Genomic DNA, 21,909 nt, shown 5'->3' with positions numbered 1-21,909 from the left:
TACGATGATTCACTGCGAAGGACTAGTCAAAATATTCAAAACCGATGAAATCGAGGTTGTCGCTCTCCAAGGCTTGAACATTGAAGTGAAGCAAGGCGAAATGATGGCGATTATCGGCAACAGCGGTAGCGGCAAGTCGACTCTGCTGAACATACTGGGCGGCCTCGATCGGCCGTCCGCCGGGCAAGTTCGGGTCGGTGAATGGGATTTATTAAAAATTACCGATAAGCAGCTGGTCGATTACAAGCGTAGAACAGTCGGCTTTGTATGGCAGAACAACGCTCGGAACCTGCTGCCCTATTTAACAGCGTTGGAGAATGTGGAGACCCCCATGATGCTGGGCAGCAAAGTAGACCGGGCTTACGCCTTGCAGCTGCTGGAATGGGTCGGTCTGAAGCACCGGGTTCATAACAAGCTGCAGCAGCTGTCCGGAGGGGAGCAGCAGCGGGTGGCCATTGCCATCTCGCTCGCTAACCGCCCCTCCCTGCTGCTGGCGGACGAACCGACCGGCTCCGTAGATTCGCTGACGTCGGATCTGATTATGGATACGTTCCGCAGGTTAAATAGCGAATTGGGAGTAACGATCGTTATTGTCACCCATGACCTGTCCTTGGCCAGCAAGGTGGACCGGGTCGTCGCCATCCGGGACGGATTGACCAGTACGGAATTCATTAAAAGAAATCCGAACTTGGATCATGGCGCCCAAGAGAGTCACCACCTTCATGAAGTTCATGAAGAATTTGTCGTATTGGACCGAGTAGGGAGGCTGCAAGTCCCCAAAGCTTTCCTGGAAGCATTAAATATAGAGAACAAAGCGTCCATGGAATTCGACGGAGAGAAAATTATTATCAAGCCACCTAATTCACTGGAGGGAGACCAATCATGATTAAAAGAAAACTATGGGCCTCAGCCCTGTCATTATCTTTGCTCGTCCCGACCCTGTCGGCCTGTTCCTTTACAGGAGCTCCGAAGGAGGAGCCTCCTTCTACACTCCGCATCGCCACCACATCCGGATGGTTTGATGAGGAATATTTCCGCAGGGAATATACGGAGCTGTTTGAATTGGAGCACAAGAATATAACCGTAGAATTTGTTAATCTCGGTGAGAATTATCGCTATTCCCGAGGTCCTTCACAAGAGGAACCGGAAGATCCGCTGAAGAAATTAAAAGACGAAATGCAAGGGGCAAATCCTCCGGACGTCGTTCTGTTCAACTATGATCAAATGTCCGAGCTGGTCCATGAAAACTTGCTTTCCCCTCTGGATCCAATGATTAAGGACGATAAATTCAATACCGAAGATATCGTTCCCGCTGTTATCGATGGAATCAAGCAGATGGGAAATGGACAAATTTATGCCCTTTCTCCTACTTTCTATTCTTCCGCTCTTGTTTATAATAAAGGTATGTTCGACGAAGCCGGTGTGGGTTATCCGACCGACGGCATGAACTGGGACGAAATTTTTGAATTGGCTAGACGAGTGAGCAAAGGAGACGGAAAGCAGCATGGCTTCAACTTCTACTCTTACAGCCACGGGGATCTTTTTAACGCTACGCAAATGTATGCCAATGCCATAAGACTGCGTACCTTTGATGAGAATGGCGAGAAAATGACGGTGGACTCTGACAGCTGGGAACAAGCCTGGAAAACCATCATTGATCTTGGCAAGGAAAAAACGATTCCTTTCATGGACATGAACAACGATAATTACGACCGGTTCAACGATGAAGGTCCTTTCGGATATAACGATTTCCTGTCGGGCCGCCTTGCCATGACGATGATCTCTCTCTACGAGATCAAGGAATTGATCAATGCCAACAAAGAGGCCGACAACATTGAAGGCTATACTCCTATTCAATGGGATATCGTCTCGGTCCCCACTGCTCCTGACGGCACCAGCTACTCCTTCGGATTTAACGACTTGATGGGAATTAACGCCAAAGCGCCTAATGCCAAAGTAGCCTGGGAATATATCAAGTTCATGAATGGGGAAGATTGGGCCCGATTGAAGTCCCGCAGCTCGAACAATTTAATTTCGAATAAGAAATATACGAAACGAAGCGATGGCGAGGAATATAACATTGAAGCGTTCTATAACGTCAAGCCTGCCCCGCCGGAAAGTTTTGACGATTATGAAATCTATCGCAAGAAGCCGAACATTCACGAAGTCGTTTGGATGGGTCAAAAATACTTCAACGAAGCGGTGGAAGGTCAAACTAGTATCCGGGATGCGTTGAAGGCTTGGCAAGAAGAAGGGGATGCCCTGCTGCTGCAAATGGAAGAAAATCCAGAGGCCTCCTCAGTCGACAGGGGCGGCAGTGAAGCGATTGCCGTTCCAATAGGTTAATTCTGATCGAGCTGCTCAGACTACTTGAAAGCTTGATCCACCCTAGGGGATGGGGCTTCCACATTAAAGGGAATGTCCCTCCCCGACCATTCTTATTTGAGTTCAATAGGTCAACTATTCATCCATAAAGCAACAGGGGAACCTTTGAACTGTCTCCAAGAAACATAACAAACTATGAACAACAAAGAGAGGAGCTCGGACATGGATCAACGTTGGAAATACCCCTTTGCCGTGATGACGCTGGCTGCCGTCCTGGCATCAGGAACGGCTATTCCGTCTTACGTTCATGCGGACGATAATAGCGAAAAAGCGGCGGTAGAAGAAGTAGTGGCTGGTGAACTGCCTTCCATCGGATCAGTATCGATCGGAGGAAGCAATACAATTGAATTGAAGCAGGCATCTCTATCTAATGAAGAGAGCGGCAAAATTGTAACCTTCACCTTAACCGTGAACAATCAGGGAAGCAGCGAAATACAATTTATTGATTATTGGGTGCGCCTCAAGAGCAGTACCGGCACCACCTTTCCTGTAGCCTTGTTCGCCGCAGATAAAGATAAAAATAGAATTCCGGCAAAAAGCAGCATGGATTTCCGTTTTTCTGCCAAAGTGAACGACCAAACCAACCTGAAGGATTTAACCTTTAATCTGATTCAATGGGATTTTACCCGCAGTGACTTTGAAAAGCCCATTGGCACCATTTCGATTCCGGACAGCTATTCCTTATTAACCTCTGTTGGAACTAAGAGAATGGCCAGCATCGGCAACGAGCCGATCAAAAACGGAGTCAAGCGGCTTTCCGTCAGCATGAATGACACTCATTTCCTGCCTACCATCTACTTCGAGATGGAGAATACAGGAAGCCGCGGCGCCAAGCTTCCCGCGCTGCAGTTCAACCTGCGTACGGCCGAGGGACTTCTTTATCCGCTAACGGCTTCGGGAATAGACAAAGATACTACTATCAATCCTCGGGTTACGAAAGAAGTGACTCTAACCGGTTCCATTCCCATCTCCGTTGACGAGAATGGGTGGCAGCTCCAGGTTACACAGCTCATCGATCTGGGAGATGGCACGACCGTCCAGGTGCCCGTTGCCGAATTTATCCTCCCTGACTCTAGCAAAGAAGAAGTATCTCTGGGAAGTACTTATGAAGTATCCAACGAGGACGGAACCTACAACGTTCGTCTGGATGAGCTTAAACGTCTTCCATGGGAAGATGAAGACTTACTGGCCGCTCAAGTGGTTATTTCTAATCCGGGCACTAAATCACTTCCTATTCCGAATCTAACCGGATATTTCAAATTGGACGATGCGGTTGAGGTGGACTCGACAGTCATTCGCGGGGATAAAGTCATCGGCCTGCAGCCGGGACAAGAAATTACGGTACAATATCTCGGCAAAATTCCTTATACTTACGATTTTTCTTCTATTAAGCTGTACATGCAGGAGCAAAAGGATTCTGCGCCTAAAGAACCGAATCCTGGTACTCCAGGTGGAGGGAATGAAGGTGGAGGAAAAGTCGAAGATTTAATCCAGTTTGTTCACAATGCCGACATGATGATAGTTCCGGCTGTGGGCAGCGGGCAAAAACAAGCCATCCATGATGTCGGCCGAAAAGCCCAATACTCGGTAAAAGAAGTGCATACCTTCACGGGCAAAAGCGGCAACGTTATGGTGGCCATGGTGGAAATAGAGAACCTGGAGAAGCGATTCAACGATATTTCGAAGCTGGTCGCTCATTATGTAGCCCCGAATGGAACCGTATATACGGCCAACATATCCGAGATTAAATCCAGTATAACTCCAGGCGGCAAAGCTCTGCTCCATCTATCCGGAGTGCTTCCGCAAGAAGTGAAGACCAACGACCTGCAGTTGTTCATCGGACAAGCGGTTAAGGAGGGCAAGCTGGCTGGAAAGGAAGATACTCCGGACGCTTACATTCAACCGCTAGCCTTTGCTCTGCCTCTGGAGAAGACGAAGCCTCAGGATGATCTGAGAAATATTGAATTCTTCCCGTACTCCTTGTCTATGAGTAATATCGGCACGACTATGAATTTCTTAACCGGAGATCTGAAATTCTCCTTCGATTACGAGTTAGGTAAAGATATTCTGGTGGTTAGCAATACGGAAGACCATAAGATGGTCGTCGAAATCGCAGACAACGACGGCAAGTTCAAACGCTCCCAGGAGTTCAGCCTGGACAGCGCGGAGGAAGGCGATAAAGGCGAGCAGCCAGGAGGCGGTACTAGCCTCAAGCTCGGCTCCCATGAAGCTGTCCTGAACTTCAACGATCCTGAGCTGGTATACAAGCTGGAATCTCTGGAAAAATACACATTGAATGTGTACTATCAATTCCAGCCCGGACAGCGTAAATTAATTGCCAGCAAAGAGCTCAAATGGTTCTATACTGCCGATTAATCCGGTCACCGCTATCTTTAAATAACTATTAACGATTAGGCAAGCCGTGCAGACTACTCTCGCGCGGCTTGCTTTTCATTTGCCTCAGCAAAAAGACACCACTCTGCTTATATAATATTGGTCACCTCTATTTTTCACCCAAGGACCTACTACCATTCTTGAAAGATCAGCATCTCGAAAGACAGGATGATGATTTGCAAAGGGATTAATCGGCCTCTTCCTCCCCATCTACTCTTGAATATTTTTAATATTTTGGTTCAAAATTACTTTACTTTGTTATCGAATCAATGTATTATCAAATTAATGCATTATCGTATTAAAGTATTTTGTGATAAGTTTTAAGGAGGTTATAATCGTGTCTCTATCCAAAAAACCCCTCGTGCGTAAAGAACTGAAGCAGTTGAAACCCTATTCTCCCGGCAAGCCTGCATGGGAGGTGCAAGCCGAACTAGGCCTGGAGCAGGTGATCAAGCTGGCCTCGAACGAAAATCCATTGGGCCCTTCCCCCAAGGCAGTCAAGGCGATTATGCAGCAAGTTAACGAACTGCACCGCTATCCCGATTCCGGCAGCCTGAAGCTAAAGCAAATCATTGCGGACCATTATCGAGTACGGGAAAGCCAGGTCATGATCGGCAACGGAGCGGACGAGCTCATTACGCTGCTCTCTGAAGCCTATCTGGAGAAGACGGATGAAGTCATCGTCCCCTTCCCTTCTTTTACCGAGTACGCCTTCGGGGGAATGCTTATGGGAGCCAAGATCATTGAGGCGCCCCTCGATTCCAGCTTTAACTACGACCTTAAGCAATTGTTATCCGTTGTCACGGATCGCACCAAGATTGTTTATTTGTGTTCCCCGCACAATCCGACAGGCACCTATGTTTCCCGCACTTTTATCAATGAATTAATCCAGGAGCTCCCGGATCATACGATACTCGTTCTCGATGGAGCTTATTCCCATTATGCCAATGCGGATGATTACACCAATGGTGTCGAATGGGTACAGCAGGAGAAGCCGGTAGTTGTTCTGCAAACCTTCTCCAAAGTTTATGGATTAGCTGGAATGCGTGTAGGCTTTGCACTGGCTGCGGAACGAATCATTGCGGCGATGCATCAAGTCAAGGAGCCTTTTAATGTGAATGCTCTAGCCCAAACAGCCGCAGCCGCCGCTATTTCAGACGAAGAACATATCCGAAGAACGTTGGCTGTGAATGAAGAAGGACGCCGGCTTTTGTACTCTGCGTTTGAAGCCAGAGGAATCCATTACACTCCCAGCATGAGCAATTTTATATTAGTAGAGCTTGGGGACGAAGCGGAGGCCGTCTATAAGCTTTTATTAGAGGAAGGGGTCATCGTTCGCTTCGGAGGCACCTGGGGCTTAAACGGCCATCTCCGGGTAACGATAGGAACGGAGCAAGAAAATTTAATCTTCATCCATGCGCTCGATAAGGTAAGAAGCCGTCTGTAGCTTCTGAATTGATCCGCCCCGGGTCTCCAGCTTCTTGCAACAAGAGACCCGGTTTTTACATGAATAACTATCTCATGGCGCGGCCTAACAAACGAACATAATCGTCATCCTTGTACAAGATCCTTAATCCATCCAACCGGATGCTGGTTTCTCCGTCCGTATAACGACTGTCCGCCAAGTCAGTGCTGTTCATTTCCAGCAACAGCTCATACGGACCGGGAATTGCCAAGGGGCGGCAAATACCGCGTTCCTCTACCGCTTGCTGAACGGCCTTTTTTATTTCACTATGCACCCGTTGAGGAGGCTTGATCAAGGCGGAATGACGAGTGATGGCCGTCTTGGTCTCGTATGTATGTACAGATCCGAGAGCCTGCTCCGCTTCACGGCAGGTGGCATCATCTCCTGTAACCAGCAGGACGGGAACATTATGAAGGCCGAACAGCATAGCATCCAGCACAATTTCCCCCACCGGATTCCCGTTAAGCTCGGTACGCTGGTAGGTTGCCGAGCTCATCGTATGATCACGAACCGCCCGAGGCGTGCCAGCCATCCCGTGATAACCGATCAGCATAGCTCCGTCAAACGACGAGTCCAATCCGGGAAACCGCTCGTTCATGGGGGTTCCTCCCATACAGTACATTGCACCGGGGTGCAGGTTTTCCGGAATGAAGTTAAAACCGGTAGCATGGGCATCCTTGACGACGATCTGTTCGACCCCGGCTTCCAGAAGCCCTTCCACGATCGCGTTCACTTCCCTGGTCAGCAGATGGCGGGCTTCACTATAAAGCGGTTCTCCCCTCATAAGCTGCTCCCGCAGAATGATACCTGAAATCCCTTCCATATCAACGCTTACATAAATTTTCATTCCTGTCCCTCCCGACGTTAGCGCTATCTTCCTGTTCATTATAACTTAATTCTTGCAAGGAAGTACCTTCCGACGAATAGTTTTTGATCCTTTGAAGCACTCTATTTCTCATAGAATGGAGGTGATTGGAAAAATGGCGCGGATTGCGGTAGAAAATACATTGGGCGATGTGAAGAACGCTCTGCAAAACAGCGGGCACGAAGTTATGCATTTGGACGAGAACAGTGTACAGAATTGTGATTGCTGTGTCATTTCCGGTCTGGATCAGAACGTTATGGGAATAGCCGTTCCGGAAACCCAGGCTTCCGTTATCAATGCACAAGGAATGACAGCCGAAGAGGTTGTTAACCAAGTTAATCAGAGAATAAACCAATAGTAAACCATAGGAAACAGCTAACAGGGAAGGCCTTTTGCGGCTTTCCCTGTTGGCTTTTACCGGTATCTAAAGTTTCCGCACTGATTTTTAATAATTCACAGGCCGGTTTAAGGTTTCAGCTATCTATTACAAGGGTACAGGCTAGAATGATGCAGTGATTACATTGAAATCAAGACGAATTCAGTGATAAGATAATATTACATAACTTTGAAAGGTGAGCAGCATGACCACACATCCAGAAAAACACAACCTTCGGGCGTGGACCGACATTAATAAACATAAATTAGGCAAAGGAATTAAAAAGCCTCGATTCCGCAAGGCCAAACAGTGGGTCATTCAAAATCGAATCCTAATGGCCGTCTTAATAGTGGAGGATGTTAAGCTTTCAGAATTAGCGAAAGAGGTCGGGGTAGCCCCCAGAACGGTAGCCTCCTGGATCTATGAGGGGGTCAAGCCCACGGAAGAATACAGGGCGCATATATCGCATAAGTTCGGACTGCCACAATCCGTATTATTCTTTGATGATCGCCATTACGATCAAATCCCTGCCTGGACAGGCAAAAGGTTTCTGAAGCGCGTCCTGCTCGGCGAAAAGAAAAATCGGATCTTAACCGGGTTGTTTGCCGTACATGATCTATCCCCTTCCGATTTTAGTAAAGAGATGAATCTGGCACCAGCGACAACTCGCAAATATATGCATCAGGGCAAAAAACCGGCACCCGAGGTAGGAGAAATCTACTGCTCCTTTTTCGGACTGCCGGAGGAGATATTATTTTATGAAACAGAAAGACGGAATTAGGGGGACTACATGAAAATGATAGGACTGCTGGCGGGAATAGGATTGGCAGGGACAGGTTTAGTTTTTCTGTTGGTCTATTTGCTGCGCAGCAAGTCCCGGTCCAACGTCGTCAAGCTATCCCATTATAAAAGGAAGTCCTCCCGGGTAAAGCAAAAATGCTCTTTTTGCAAAACAAAGTCCGATTCATTAACTTTCTATTCAAGCCATGAAGGAAAGGTAGTCGGAGTGTGCCGAAAATGTGCTGTCATCGCCAAACGGCAGGATTGGATGCCGATCTGACCCTTCCCTTTTATTTTTCAAGAAAGCTTGTTATAGATTGCCCGCAGCAGATTAAGCGCCTGCTCTTCCGCATCTCTTGCTTTAGTTAATGCCTCGACCGCCTGATTCAAACGATCCTCATCCCGGATATGCTCCTCCTCGCGCTGATGGAATGGAAAGAGCTTTTCCACCTTGCTTAAATAATGGTACACTTGCCCGTAATGCTGGGCCCCCGCCTGGAGCAGTCCGTTCAGTTCGCTCCCTTGCCGGCCTATCCTCTCTTCCGCCTCTTTCAGGCATTCGACCGCGAATTTGCGGCATTCACTCCATACGGCCGCATTGTAAGCTGTGCCAAAACCGTCCGCCCTCCGTTCAGACAAGGCCCCAATCCACTGGTCAAAGCCGTCTATCCCCACCTTATATCCCGGCAATATCCACTGGGACGCTCCTTTAGAGAACTCCAATACAAATTCCAACGCCTCTTTAAGCGCTTCCCGGTCATCGGTCGTAAAGCCCGGTTCGAGCCAATACATTTCTAACAATCCGTTCTGTGAAATGCCAAGCTCTTGCCACGGTTTAAAAGCCCCATTTAATGATTCCTCATGGACGAGCCAATGACCCTCTATAGCTTGCAATAAATAATACAGCTTGCTCGAGAGCGCATCCTCAAACACCAGAGACCCGAATTTTTTACTTACCTCCGTTCGTTCGGAAACGGCAATTCCGTGTTGTTCGAGCTCCGACCTCAGCTCAACGGTCATTTCAAATCGTTCCAGATCCGGCAACGACAGGCCTTCCAATAAAAATAGCGGATCTGCCGTTCCAATACCGGAATAACGGTAACCGTGATGCTCGTCGTAACCATTCACAACATAATATTCCGGAATTCCCAGCTCCCAACCGTAGCACGGGTATCCTTGATCAATCGCTTTTTTAGTATTTTCCCACGCGAGCTTCTGTTTAGCGGTAAAATCCGCCTCCGTCCGCCAGCCGAACACTCCATGCGTCTCATAACCGAGATTGCTGCCCAGATTCATCAGCATTTCGTTATTCCAGGCGGTCGGTCCCGCAGCCGTCACCTTGTCGTCCAGATTAATTAAAAAGGCATGTCCGGTCATCCCCATCAGCCAGGCTTCCGAAACCGGAATATTCAAATATTCCAGTCCCCCTTTAACACTGCCGAGATGACTGACCCACATTGGTTTCCATTGCAACCGATCCAGCTTTTTCAACATTTCGTTATCCTCCTCTACAGATCAACAATTGACTACTGAATAAATAAACACCTTGCTGTACCCTATTGTATAAGAGAGGTCGGACATATCATGTCCTACTGGAATGATTGTTCCAGATTTTTTGCAGACGGGCGCGAAACTGATTTTTGCACCAATGCGGAGAAACGAGCTCAAAGTCGGCAGGACAAGCGAGAAGTTTGGCGAAAAGATCATGAGCATCGTCAAATTGCACCTGAAAAGTGCCGGAGTCCAGCTCCCTCCAGGGCAGGCCCAGCGTCTCCACGTATTCCGGCACAGCAAATCGAATGACGGCTTTTTTCGGATTTCGAAAAAGAGACAGCATAAACCGGGCTCCGCTAAATAAGGGGCGGAACTCAAACCGCTCTCCGGTCTCCTTCGCGGATTCAAAACAATCCAGCGGCAGCAAGCGAATATCGTTGAACGATTCGATATAACCGAGAACGTAATAATGCCGGCGAAACGGCAAGATGCGATACGGGTGGAATAACTCCGCCTGCTCCTCCCCGGCAAACCGGACTGTAACTTTGCACTGCCGCTCTGCGGCACGCTGCAGCAGGACATAATGAAGCATTCCTTCTCCCGGAGGAAGCGGAATGGCCGATACGGCAGAGCTTATTTGCCGCGGCGTACTGCTTTCAGGGAGAGATTCGGAGCTGGACGGCGGAGATCCCGTGGCAGAAGAATAAAACTCAGAAGACAACCCGGCCAGCCTTTTGAGAGTCTCCCCCAGTTCTATGTTCCTTCTGTCTCCTGAAGATACATATTGGCCGGCCAAATAAGACAGAGAAGCTTTCTGCTCCTCTGTCAAAATAGCAGAAGGCAGCGCAAACGTCCGATCGGTATAAACATACCCCCGGCGCTGAAAACAATATTTAATCGGAGCATGGAGCGAATCTCTCATATACTCTAATTCTCGCGAGGCCTGGCGGACGGAAATTTCGAAACGTTCGGCTATGATCCGGCAATTCGGATACAGCCCGCCTCGTATTTGGTTATCAATCCATACAATCCGATGCAGCTTGCCCACAAGCCTCTCCCCCCATCCCTTTAACTATATAATACGGAAAATTCAACTTAATCTTCCATTCCGTTTCGAAAGCTTCTTCGCCGATTCTTGTAGAACCGTCCTTCGGCAAGGTAGACTATCCTTTTTCCAGCTATTATAGCAAAAAAACAAGCCACAGCATGCTTACCAATGCCCTTCCTGCGCGGCCGGCCGCCGACGAATTTTACTTCTTTACACAATGATGGCTGCCCTATATAATGGAGATAGTTTTCCGATTTTATAAAAATTATGGAGTTTTACTCCAAAAAAAAAAAAAAAAAAAAAAAAAAAAAACTGAAATAAGGAGCTTATGCGCCATGAATGAAACCGATCGGTTGGATACCGAGCAGGTGAATTCCCGAAGCTACGACTTGGATCAAATGACATCGGAGGAAATCCTGCGAGTGATGAATGAGGAAGATGGCCAGGTACCGGCTGCCGTCGGACGTCATTTGGCCGAAATTGCACAGGCTGTCGATTGTATCGCCGACGCCCTGGGCCAAGGCGGACGGCTGTTCTATGTCGGCGCCGGAACGAGCGGCCGGTTAGGCGTCCTGGATGCCTATGAATGCCCCCCTACCTTCGGCACTTCGCCTGAGACCGTGCAGGCGGTGCTGGCCGGGGGAAGCCATAGAGCCCAGGCCGACGAATCGGCCGAGGACGACGCCGATCAGGGCGCGGCCGACCTGCGGGCCCGTGCCGTTGGAGCGAGCGATGTCGTCGTCGGCCTGGCGGCCAGCGGACGGACGCCGTACGTGCTCGGCGCGCTGGCTGCCGCCAAGGAAGCGGGGGCGCGCACGATCGGCCTAAGCTGCAGCGCGGGCTCGCCGCTGGGACGGATGGCGGACATCGCGATCGAAGTTCCGGTAGGGCCCGAGGTGCTGACCGGCTCGACCCGGCTGAAAGCGGGGACGGCCCAGAAGCTCGTGCTCAACATGCTGAGTACCGCAGCGATGGTGAAGCTGGGCAAAGCCTACCGGAACTTCATGGTCGATATGCAGCCGTCCAACAGCAAGCTGCGCCAACGGGCGGTGCGGATCGTGAGAAGCGCCACGGGCGAGGAAGATGAGGCGGCCGTCCGCGCGCTCGAGCAGTGCGGCTACAATGTCAAGACTGCCATTGTAGCGCTCCTGACCGAGTCGGATGCGGAGGCCTCGGCCCGCTGGCTGGAGCAGGCCGGAGGCCGGGTCCGCGATGCCATTCGGCTCGCCGGAGCGAATGGTTGAGCGGAGTGCCGGTATGCAGCTCTATTCCTGGGGTCGTTGCCGGCATGCGGCTCTATTCCCCACATCGGCTCCGGCATGAAGTGCTATATCGAGCATCGTTTCCGATATGCACTGTAATACAGCGAGGTGTTTCCGGCATGGGCGGCATTCCGCCCACGGGTGCTTCGCACGGTGCGAATAAATGGCAAGAACCTATCAAGGGCATCCTGCCCTTACTCAAGGAGGAACGACCATGAAAAGAATAAGCGGCTCCTGGTTTGATTTTTATCATTGTAATCCGTATGAAGGCGATACGTGGAACTCCACCACACAGCAATTTACCGAGCAGGATTGGGATCTTAAGCTGTCAGAGATGGCGGAGGCAGGCATGGATACTCTTGTTCTGCTGCATGTAGCTCTGCATGGCAAAGCCTTTTACCCGTCCGAGGTTATTAACTTGAGATGGGATACCGTCTGTCCGGACCCGTTAGAGGCAGTATTAAAGGCCGGGGACCGATTGGGAATGTCTATCTATGTCGGGCTGGGCTTCTTTACAACCCCGATCATGGGGAGTCTGTCCACTACCGGGGACCGCAACCAATTGCGTTATGACATCGCGGACGAGTTGGGCTCCCGATACGGTCATCACGCCTCTTTCGCGGGCTGGTATTTTCCGGTGGAAGCGGCGATTCACTCGTATTTTCCCGAGGAATATATAGCTTATGCCAATGAGTTGGCTGCCTATTGCCGAAAAGTAGGCCCGCAAAAAGTATTAATCGCGCCATACGGGACCCGTTCGATTATCGCTGACGACAAATTTGTCGAGCAGTTAAAATCGCTAGATGTGGATTATATCGCTTATCAGGATGAAATCGGCGTGGATCGGACCACTTTGCAAGCGGTGGACGAAGTGTTTGCGAAGCTGAGAGAAGCGCACGATCGGGCGGGCAAGCCGCTGTGGGCGGATCTGGAAGTGTTCCGTTTTCAAGGCAAGGTGCTGTATCCCGGAGCTCCGGATAGAATCATCCAGCAGATGGAAACACTCTCCCCCCATGTAGATAAAATCTTATGCTATCAATACCTGGGGATGATGAACAAGCCGGATAGCCCTGTTCACGCCGGACCTGAGTCTTCCGTGCAGCTGTACGAGGAATATATGGCTTACATTCGCAAACACGGACTGCTCTAAACGTCTGGACTTTTCCGGTTCCAAGCTTAGGACGCTTTTATTCACCGGACTTCTCTAGAGATCAGGAGGCGAGAACTCTGCTAACGCCCATAGCAATAGGTATCGATGTAGGCGGAACTCAAATTAAAGCGGGGATGATGACGAAGGAAGCGCAGGCGGTCCGCACCGATGTCTTCCCGACGGAAGCGTCTGCGGGAAGAGAGGCGCTGCTGGGCAAGCTGAGCGATCTTCTCTCGCATTATCGCGAGCTTGCCCGCCGCAACGGCTGGAGCATAACGGCTGCCGGAGTCGGCACGGCAGGCTTCGTCGATATTCACGAAGGCTCCGTACCGTTCGCCAGCGATAACCTGCCTGGCTGGAGCGGCGTCCGTCTGCGTGATGAACTGGAGGAAGCCTCGGGACTCCCGGTCGTCGTCTCCAATGACGCCCATGCATTGGCCGTAGGCGAAGCATGGGCCGGAGCCGGCCGGGGTCTGACGGACTTCCTCTGCATCACGCTGGGCACGGGGATCGGTGGCTGCCGAATCGTTAACGGAAGGCCGGATTACGGCCATTCCGGATATGCGGGAGGCTTCGGCCACCAGATCATCGTCTACGGCGGCAATCCTTGCACGTGCGGCGGATCCGGCTGCTGGGAGAGCTACGCCTCCGTAACCGGGCTGCTCCGCTTAGCGGAGGAAGCCGGACTGTCCGGAGCAAGCCCGGAGCGGTTGTTCGCCGATGCCCGTTCGGGTCGCGCAGACGCCGCTGCATTGATCCGCGTGTACATCGGCTACGTTGCCGCGGGTCTGTTCAATCTGGTCTATGCCTACAATCCGCAGGCGATCATTATCGGAGGCGCGGTCACCGCCCAGGGCGACTATTTGCTTGATCCGATCCGCCGGGAACTGAACGACAAGCTGATGCCGGTCTACCGTGCGGTGCAAATTATACCGGCTGAATTAGGAAGCTCCGCCGGTTGGATGGGGGCAGCCCAGCTTGCTTTCCAATCCGGCCTTGACCGATAATGAAATGTAGCCGAAAATAAAAGCATGCTATACGATACACAACACTTCTATTAAACGAAAAAAACTGTATGGGTCTGGTTACCTGTACAGTTTTTCTTCATAAAAGAGGGTGTTCATGAGATGCGGAAAATGCTATTTATTTATCTATTATTTAATGGCTTAAATCGATTATTTGCCCAAACTAGTTTAATGCTGAATAACGACAACCTTCGCTGTCTCTGGCTTCACAAGAAAGATACGATGCGAAGGGTGCTTGCTTTTAATATTATGGCAAGTGGCCTGGAGTCAAGTAGGAAAACAACATAAGGTGCAATTATACACCCCCATTCTATAGTTCTAGCCATTTTTGAGATTAAGGTGCAAAAATGCGCTCTATTTTCCATGATTTTAAAAAAAACGAGGATTTCACCCATCTAGAGGGTACTTTTGCACTTGAATGCCCATTTCGTGAAAAAGGTTGGATTTAAGAGGTATTTTTGCACTTCAATTCTCTATGCGCGCTCTCCCGGCGCGTGTTGCGGCGCTGGCATGGGAAGGGTCAGACCCCTCCATTGGTAGAAGGAGATTGGAAAGGCTAACGAATCGTAGTATGCCTAATCCGTGCAGAACGGATGGACGACAAACACTAACGAAACTGAGCCACGCTAATGCCACTGATAAAGGGTAAAATGAAGCGGATTTCAGGAAATAGCGTTACTGACGTTCGTAAGCGGTTCAAAACCGTTGATTTTGCCTCCATAAGGTTACCAGGGTTCGTTAGACGGTCTGTACAACTGTATAACTTGCCTGTCAGCGCATGTGACATAGTCTCTGGCTTCTAGCGGTAACCCGGTTGCGCCGACTGCTTCCCCTACCTTGTAATCTCCTCTCTTTGAATTCATCGTATTGGCATCATTCCAAGCTTGATCAGATAGTTCAAACGTACAGCTAGACTTCTTTTGCTGCAGAGGCATCTTACGCTTATCCCCCCTTGCTTCTCTTCCTATACCAAGCTATAGTTAGTTCCAAACAGATTGGAGGGGTTGCATCATGGGTTTAGGAACCTTAGCACATACGGTCGGGAAGCTCCCGCTTAAAGAGCTTACTGCAAAATTAGGGGAGTATCCTATCGATTTTGTCCAACTCGCTTTATCGAAGGCCATCAGTGATATCGACACCGGCACGGGACGATTAAGTCCGGGGCTGGCCAATTATATAGCGGAGCATTTTGACAGGCAAGGCATTCGCATTGGCGTTCTCGGCTGCTATATCAACCCGGTTCATCCCGATCCGGATAAGCGCCGTGGAGAAATCGAGCGCTTCAAAGAACATCTGCGTTTGGCCAGAGATTTCGGGACTTCCATTGTAGCTACAGAAACAGGCAGCTTCGATACGTTCCGGGATCAGGATCCAGAGCGCTATCTGGAGATAGGATGGTCCGTTTTGAAGGAAACGGTAGAGGAATTGGCAGAGGAAGCAGAGAGATGGGGAGTTTCCATCGGACTGGAGCCCGTTTGCGTCCATACTCTCTCAACAGCTGACAAGCTGAAGCAGTTAATGGAGGAAATCCCGTCAAGCACGATCGGCGTTGTTCTGGACCCTTGCAATTTGCTGGATCAGCATAATTTCGAGGAAAGAGAAGAGGTAGTGCGCCATTCCCTGCAAACCTTAGGAGATCGAATGGTGCTCGCCCATCTTAAAGATGTCGTTTATCGCGAAGATGGACGACCGGATGTCGTTAAGCCAGGGGACGGAGCTTTTAATATTAGCGGATTTCTGGACAAGCTGAATGAGCATAAACCTCATATAGATATCTCGATAGAAGGTCTGGAACCGCATAATATCAGTGAATCCATAAATTATCTAAAAAGCCTGATGCCTAAGAATGTTATTAAATAGTTCACTGGCCTGGTCTCAAAAAGCTCTTTTGGGAGTATTAAAATACGCTAAGCCCCCAAGATGCTCGGAGGTTTAGCGTATTTTGGTCCTTATTCCCTATACCGCTTCGATAACCGGCCAGTCCAGCTCGATTCCTTCGCGCACCAGCAGCGCTTGGAAATCAGCCAGCAGCTCGGGACGGTTCCTTACCTCGCGGGGAGTAACTCCCTTCTCCAGGCAATAGGCGCTCAAATACCCTGCTGCTTCGCCAATATTCCACTCGGACGGATGCACTCGATAGCATCCATTCGTTAAATGAGTGACGCCGATGTTTTTACAAGCCGGCAGCAGGTTGTTGACACGCACCGGAATCAGGCTGCCGAGCGGGATTTGGAAGGGCAGACTCGGGATGTACAAGCCCTCGGTTCCCCCTGTGGTGGGATGCAGGTCAATGCGGTAACAGCCTACTCCCACCGAATCGGCAAATTTAACAGCCCCTTGGTCTCCACGGGTGGTTGGACTGATATGCTGCTCGAGAACCGTAAATTCGGCACGAATGCGGCGGGCTTCCCGTATATAGGGATACTTCGCCAATCCGTCCTCTGTTCCCACTACATCCTTCCTCAGCCGAATTCCCGGATAACCGCGTCCCCCATCTGGCCGCGGAGCCTCTGTCTGCAGCCAATAAAGCAGGCTCAAGCTCAATTGTTTCGCTTGCTCGTGATGGCGCTCTTTCTCTTCTTCGCTCACCTCGTACACGTTGCCCAGCCAATAGTCGTTCTGCGGCCAATTGACAATCGTTACGTCGCTCTCGAAGACTCCTTCCGCGAATTGCTTGCGATCGACGATCCGCCGATAATCCCACAACGGGAAGTAACCGGGCTCCGTCACCGGGAATAAGGTGAAGCCCTTATGGTGTAAAGATGGAGCCGAAGACCAGCTTAACATTTTGTCCGATTGGAAATCCGCTTTATACTCTTTCCAAAAATCGTAGTCCCGCGGCTTCTCAATCGTATGATCCTCTCCTTCGCGGTAATCTACCGCAAAGCAATAAGTAATCGACTGGATGTCCCCGGGTTGAGCCAGTCCGTCCAATGCGTTCGGCTCGCCCGTCTCTTCCTTCGATTCCGCACCCGTCACATATTCCACTCCAGCCAGGGGAAGAACGTCCCCGCACTCGGTAGCATCCAGGAAGTATGGAGCGGTCAACACGGTCTCCTGACCCGTCCGCTGACAAACCACCGATATGGAAGTGACCTCATCGCCCGATGTCTCGGCGCGAACTACTCGCCGGTTTAGCATAATTTGTACTTTGCCGCTATGAGTATAGGGGGCAAGCATTTCTTCCAAGCAGGCAAGCGCGACTCTAGGATCGATACAGAGCCGGCTGACGATCCCGTTCCCCGGATTAAGCCTCTCATTCTTTACCGCCTCGGGGGTCATGGCAAAGTTCTTCTTGTAATAATCGCGAACCCGATTCCGGAATTCCCGATAGCTTGCGGTGCACCCGAATTGTTCGATCCAGCGGTGTTCATCCGCCGGGACTGCCTGGCTCGTTAACTGGCCGCCGATCCAATCCGTCTCCTCCGTCATAATTACCCGCTTGCCCCTCTTCGCAGCTGCCAGAGCCGCCGCGCATCCACCGGTTCCGCCCCCGATGATGACGATATCCGCCTGGAGGCTTTGCTCTACTCTTTGTGCCATCGCGATTGATTCCTTTCTCTTCTGATTATTGCCGAATATATGGCTGCAAATCTATGAATGTTTCCTTTCTTTCTCCGTTCCACGCTACTCTATCTTTAGACGAACAATATAATATCGTTTAACTACTTCTTATTCAGCATACTATCACACTATTAAATTTCCAGCGCAGTATCACTCTCGCAGCAATCCAGGACCTGATAAGCCAATAAGCCTGCAAAAGTCGCCGCCTTACGAAATGTTGTCGTTACCGGACTGCGTTCGGGATCGTCGGACTTCACTTTGGGCCGGAAGCAGGACGCTCCGCCTTCCCTTATCGACGCTTCCGTTTCCTTAAGCCTGCGGGCCGCATACTCTCCTGCTCCATCCCATTCGGGATATCGAGCGAAGGCCAGCCAAATCTCCCACGCATTATCCCAGTCCCGGCACCACCACGGAGCTTCGTTGAAGTCATTGGGGCCTGCTTCCATCGCACGCAGCATAGTCGTTACAGCTTCTTTGGCAATCCCCTGCCAACGATCTCGCAGCGCGGGAGACAGGAGCGGTATAAGCGGATAGGCAAAGGCGATAATCGTCCCCTGATAGGCGACGCTGTTGCCCATTCCTACCGATCCGTCCCAAAGCTCTGTATAAGGCCACCAGCCAGGCTCGTGTTTCCCGAACCGCTCAGCCACATGACACACGATCTCCTCGGTCTTGTCCCGGAAGAGCGGTTCTCCTGTAACCTGATAGGCTCTGGCCAATGTATGAGCGGCGTAAATATCTCCATTCAATACATCATGCCCTGTGGCATTCGGATTTTTATACACAGCGCCAGGGTTTTCCTTCGCCACTTGTGTCAGCAGGTAGCGGGCCGAATGCTCCAGGCTGCTGCGCGCCGCTTCGCTGGCAGTTTCTTTATATAGATGATATAAACTGTTGGCGACGGCCCCAATCTCCGCAATATCTACGGTACCGGACTCTCCCTTTTTAACGTAATAGGGTTGTCCAAAGGCTCCTTGAGGAAGCTGTCTCCGTCTTACATCGTCGGCCAGCCGGCGGGCAATTTCCTTCCCGTCTCCCGGATTGAGCTTGGCATCCAGCAAATAAAAGCTGGCGACCTCTCCTGTCGTACAGCAGCTGGCCCGGTCCGCCAGCTCTTCATCGTAAATATAAAGCGCTCCTGTCCCTTCCTCCTCTCTGATTAGCCCGTCAAAATAGGGCTTCAATTGGGATACGACAGAGGAAACAGTTGAATGCATGTTGGAATCTCCCCTCTTTTTGGTACAATGAAGATAGCCTTAATATAGCATAGAGAAAAGAAAAATTCCTCTATTTATTATATTTAATATAAAACTTTTCTCCCTCTCATTTTTTAACAGACACCTCCTATACCTGCAGAGACATGGGCTTTGTTACCCTCCTGGCTTTACGTCAGATCCGGGGGTGTGCTGATGCTTCCATTATTTTGCTTTGACAATTTACATATATGCTCACACAATGATGAAAGCAGTCGGGTTGGACTGCCGTGTTAAATTGGACTTCTCTGAATACTATGGGGTGATTATAAGGATGCTGCGTAAATTTAATCTATTGCGAAATCGTTCCTTTAAGAGGAAGTTATTCTCGTATTCCATTCTGATTTGCATCGTACCCGTCCTATTGCTTGGAACCGCTTCCTCGATTATTGCTTCCCGGATGGTTCAAGAAGAAGTGAATCATAACCAGCAGATCATTCTTCAGCAAATGCAATTTCAAATGGACAGTCTGCTTCAATCGCTAGACAGAGCGTCCATTATTCTGGCTAATCATACCGCAGTGGAGAAATCAGTTGAGCTTGGACCAACCAACAAGAACATTGATTACTCGCTGGAGATGATCGATGCCATTCAAAAACAACGCAGCTTCTCCAATATCGAATATGACGTCTCCATCGTTTTTACGCTGTATGATAAAGTTTATTCCAGCAGAGACGGCTTCCTGAATCTAACGGATTATTCCTATTATGGGCTTATTAAAAATACACAGACCAATTACAGCTCTGCGGTCGCCATTCCGCCTCATACGTACCCGGGTCAAGATGAGCTTCTATTCATGCGGCCGGTTCCGATCTTTTATACCGAGGAAAAGAAAGGAATGCTCATTCTGCATGTGCCGAATGAAAAGTTAACCTCCTTCATCCAGTCAGTCAATCTGGGAGAGCGCAGAAAGCTCTATATTGTTAATGAGGAAGGAATGATCGTCCTTAGCAAGGAAACGGATAAAATCGGAACGAGGCTAACCCTGTCCGAAGCTTCTTCCTCTACTGATTCCTATTCTGGGCCATTTACAATGGGTGGAATTGAATATAATGTATCCGCTATTAAATCATCCTTTAATAACTGGAGCTATATCGCCATGACCGAAACCGGATTATTGACCGATAAAGCGAAACGGATTCAGACGATGACTTGGATTGTTGCAGCCATTCTAACGGTTGCCGCGGCAATGATCTCTTTCGTTGGCGCCCAAAGGCTGTATTATCCTATTCAGAAGCTGATGAACAAGCTGTCCGGAGAATCCAGGAGAAGCGGGGGAGCGGATGATATTGAGGCTTTGGATACCTTTATCCAGCACATGGTGAAAACCAATGATCAGCTCAAGACGGAGATTAACGAGCAGCTTCCTTATTTGAAGGAGACCGTCTTCCAGCAGCTGCTGAGAGGAGAAATGAGCGCCAGGGAGATTATCAAAACCTCCGAACGGTACGGTTTCCCGCTTCAGGGAAGCTGGTTTCACGTCTGCCTGGTTGATGTGGATGAATATGTGCTCTTTCAGCAGAATTACCGCGAGCGGGACCGTTCCCTGATGCTGTACGCCATTCGCAAAATTGCCGAGGAAACCTGCGAGGAGAGAGAGCATTTATCGTGCCTGACCGTCACCCCGCTGCCCGGACAAGTGGCCGTTATTCTCGGCATGGAGGAATCGGACCGCCACTCGATTGAAGCCATGGATGGCATCGCTTCCGAGCTCCGAACCAATCTCAAGCGGTATTTTCAATTTTCGGTCACTGTTGCGGTCAGCCGGTCTTATAAGGGCTTCGCCGGCATAAGCTCCGCCTATCAGGAAGCTTTGGAGCTGTTGAGCTATCGATTGCTGATGGGGCATGACCGAATCATTTCCGCCTGGACGATAGAACCGGATATTGAACAATCCAGAACAACGGTCGTAAGGTGGCAAAAAGAAATCGTGGCTTCGATTTCCCAAGGAAACATAGAGCAGGCCAAAGCAAAGCTGGTGGAAATTGCCGAAGTGGTTCCTCGTTATGTGCAGAATTCGGAAACCGTACTTGGGTTGTTCGCCTATTTGATCGGAGAACTCGAATTTTTCATCCAGGAGGCAGGCTTGTCGTCGGAGAAAGTATTCCCTAATGAGCCCTATAAGCAGCTATACTCGATGACCTCCCTATCCGAGGTGACCGAATGGTTTACAGAAACGATTTTCCCGGCCATTACCGCTCATCTTAGCGGTTTGCAGGCGAGCAAACAAAAAAAGACGGCTCGCCGGGTTGTAGACTACATTCACGAGCATTACGATCAGAATATTTCCCTGCAACACGTCGCGGATGAGCTTGGGCTCTCCCCCTACCATATCAGCCGGGCTTTTAAGGAAGAAACCGACACGAATTTCGGAGAGTACCTGCTTCATTACCGAATGGATAAAGCCAAGGAATGGCTAGCTTATACCGATATGCCGATCAAGGAGATTTCGGATAGACTCTGCTATACTTCGGTCCAAAATTTCACCCGTATTTTCAAGCAGATTACGGACATGCCTCCCGGTAAATTCCGCAAGCAGTTTCGTGATCTTACCCAGAGAGAATAAAGCCAGCCTTGAGATAATAGTGCCGAGTATATAGTTCCAAACTTTCTCTATGCTATCTTGTTTACCAGACTTATAGATCGAGGGGCTGTCCAATAAGTCCCTAAAATAAAAAGTTGGGCGGAAAACAGGCACGTTTTCCGTCCAACTTTTTTTCACCTTTGTTTCTGTAAGAAAGCGGCGAGGCGGATGCCTGCTACTTTCAGTAAATTGTGGGCCAAAGCCACAATCCCGAACTCCGTGTGAACCTTTTCCAGGCCCCGCAAGGAAAACCGTCGGAACGAC

At 49.8% G+C, this 21,909-nt stretch carries 18 protein-coding genes; 12 read left to right on the top strand and 6 right to left on the bottom strand.

Annotation, left to right across the window (positions count from 1 at the left end; translation table 11 throughout):
- Nucleotides 1-4 precede the first annotated feature (4 nt).
- From KJS69_RS26475 to hisC, 4 genes are all read left to right on the top strand, one after another.
- Nucleotides 5-886: an ABC transporter ATP-binding protein gene (locus KJS69_RS26475; RefSeq protein WP_213586820.1), complete on the top strand. Its 882-nt coding sequence runs from the start codon at nt 5-7 to the stop codon at nt 884-886.
- On the top strand, nt 883-2,346 hold the full coding sequence (locus KJS69_RS26470; RefSeq protein WP_213586819.1) for an ABC transporter substrate-binding protein: 1,464 nt from the start codon (nt 883-885) through the stop codon (nt 2,344-2,346). Before KJS69_RS26475 ends, KJS69_RS26470 begins: the two co-directional genes overlap by 4 nt.
- A 201-nt stretch (nt 2,347-2,547) precedes the next feature.
- Nucleotides 2,548-4,761: a hypothetical protein gene (locus tag KJS69_RS26465; protein ID WP_213586818.1), complete on the top strand. Its 2,214-nt coding sequence runs from the start codon at nt 2,548-2,550 to the stop codon at nt 4,759-4,761.
- Between the two features lie 355 nt (nt 4,762-5,116).
- Nucleotides 5,117-6,226 carry a histidinol-phosphate transaminase gene (hisC, locus tag KJS69_RS26460; protein ID WP_213586817.1) on the top strand — a complete coding sequence of 370 codons (1,110 nt, stop codon included), beginning with the start codon at nt 5,117-5,119 and terminating at the stop codon, nt 6,224-6,226.
- 67 nt (nt 6,227-6,293) lie between these two features.
- On the opposite strand, the gene KJS69_RS26455 is transcribed toward hisC, so the two are convergent.
- Nucleotides 6,294-7,091, bottom strand: coding sequence for a M55 family metallopeptidase (locus KJS69_RS26455; RefSeq protein WP_213586816.1), 798 nt, complete (start codon nt 7,089-7,091; stop codon nt 6,294-6,296).
- A 133-nt stretch (nt 7,092-7,224) separates the two neighbouring features.
- Between KJS69_RS26455 and KJS69_RS26450 the strand changes: the two genes are divergently transcribed.
- The 3 genes from KJS69_RS26450 to KJS69_RS26440 all read left to right on the top strand — a co-directional run bounded on the left by KJS69_RS26450 (nt 7,225) and on the right by KJS69_RS26440 (nt 8,545).
- Nucleotides 7,225-7,467 (top strand): YkuS family protein, encoded by a 243-nt coding sequence (locus KJS69_RS26450; protein WP_213586815.1) that lies wholly within the window; start codon nt 7,225-7,227, stop codon nt 7,465-7,467.
- A gap of 223 nt (nt 7,468-7,690) precedes the next feature.
- The gene (locus KJS69_RS26445; RefSeq protein ID WP_213586814.1) at nt 7,691-8,266 is read left to right on the top strand and encodes an XRE family transcriptional regulator; all 576 of its coding nucleotides are present in this window, start codon (nt 7,691-7,693) and stop codon (nt 8,264-8,266) included.
- A gap of 9 nt (nt 8,267-8,275) precedes the next feature.
- Nucleotides 8,276-8,545, top strand: a complete 270-nt coding sequence (locus KJS69_RS26440) for a hypothetical protein (protein WP_213586813.1) — start codon at nt 8,276-8,278, stop codon at nt 8,543-8,545.
- Between the two features lie 17 nt (nt 8,546-8,562).
- Here the strand turns inward: KJS69_RS26440 and KJS69_RS26435 are convergent, their stop codons facing one another.
- Together KJS69_RS26435 and KJS69_RS26430 are read right to left on the bottom strand one after the other, a co-directional pair.
- Nucleotides 8,563-9,759 carry a hypothetical protein gene (locus tag KJS69_RS26435; protein ID WP_213586812.1) on the bottom strand — a complete coding sequence of 399 codons (1,197 nt, stop codon included), beginning with the start codon at nt 9,757-9,759 and terminating at the stop codon, nt 8,563-8,565.
- A gap of 88 nt (nt 9,760-9,847) precedes the next feature.
- Nucleotides 9,848-10,807 (bottom strand): helix-turn-helix transcriptional regulator, encoded by a 960-nt coding sequence (locus KJS69_RS26430; RefSeq protein ID WP_213586811.1) that lies wholly within the window; start codon nt 10,805-10,807, stop codon nt 9,848-9,850.
- Nucleotides 10,808-11,142: 335 nt separating this feature from the next.
- On the opposite strand from KJS69_RS26430, the gene murQ reads away from it, so the two are divergent.
- From murQ to KJS69_RS26410, 4 genes are all read left to right on the top strand, one after another.
- On the top strand, nt 11,143-12,051 hold the full coding sequence (gene murQ, locus KJS69_RS26425; RefSeq protein ID WP_213586897.1) for an N-acetylmuramic acid 6-phosphate etherase: 909 nt from the start codon (nt 11,143-11,145) through the stop codon (nt 12,049-12,051).
- Between the two features lie 232 nt (nt 12,052-12,283).
- Nucleotides 12,284-13,219, top strand: a complete 936-nt coding sequence (locus tag KJS69_RS26420) for a DUF4434 domain-containing protein (RefSeq protein ID WP_213586810.1) — start codon at nt 12,284-12,286, stop codon at nt 13,217-13,219.
- Nucleotides 13,220-13,296: 77 nt separating this feature from the next.
- The gene (locus KJS69_RS26415; RefSeq protein WP_213586895.1) at nt 13,297-14,226 is read left to right on the top strand and encodes an ROK family protein; all 930 of its coding nucleotides are present in this window, start codon (nt 13,297-13,299) and stop codon (nt 14,224-14,226) included.
- Nucleotides 14,227-15,255: 1,029 nt separating this feature from the next.
- Nucleotides 15,256-16,104 carry a sugar phosphate isomerase/epimerase family protein gene (locus KJS69_RS26410; protein ID WP_213586809.1) on the top strand — a complete coding sequence of 283 codons (849 nt, stop codon included), beginning with the start codon at nt 15,256-15,258 and terminating at the stop codon, nt 16,102-16,104.
- A gap of 96 nt (nt 16,105-16,200) precedes the next feature.
- On the opposite strand, the gene KJS69_RS26405 is transcribed toward KJS69_RS26410, so the two are convergent.
- Entirely contained in the window at nt 16,201-17,787 is a 1,587-nt protein-coding gene (locus tag KJS69_RS26405) for an FAD-dependent oxidoreductase (protein ID WP_213586808.1), read from the bottom strand.
- Nucleotides 17,788-17,939: 152 nt separating this feature from the next.
- Nucleotides 17,940-19,025, bottom strand: a complete 1,086-nt coding sequence (locus KJS69_RS26400) for a glycoside hydrolase family protein (protein ID WP_213586807.1) — start codon at nt 19,023-19,025, stop codon at nt 17,940-17,942.
- Nucleotides 19,026-19,335: 310 nt separating this feature from the next.
- On the opposite strand from KJS69_RS26400, the gene KJS69_RS26395 reads away from it, so the two are divergent.
- Nucleotides 19,336-21,627: a helix-turn-helix domain-containing protein gene (locus tag KJS69_RS26395; RefSeq protein ID WP_213586806.1), complete on the top strand. Its 2,292-nt coding sequence runs from the start codon at nt 19,336-19,338 to the stop codon at nt 21,625-21,627.
- Between the two features lie 152 nt (nt 21,628-21,779).
- Here KJS69_RS26395 and KJS69_RS30510 read toward each other — a convergent pair.
- A partial coding sequence (locus tag KJS69_RS30510; protein WP_213586893.1) for a transposase occupies nt 21,780-21,909 on the bottom strand: 130 nt, incomplete at its 5' end.

It is taken from the genome of Paenibacillus sp. J2TS4, from assembly GCF_018403245.1.
Lineage (GTDB): Bacteria > Bacillota > Bacilli > Paenibacillales > NBRC-103111 > Paenibacillus_L.
The sequence above is the reverse complement of the archived record's forward strand: the minus strand, read 5'-3'. Positions and strand labels throughout refer to the sequence as shown.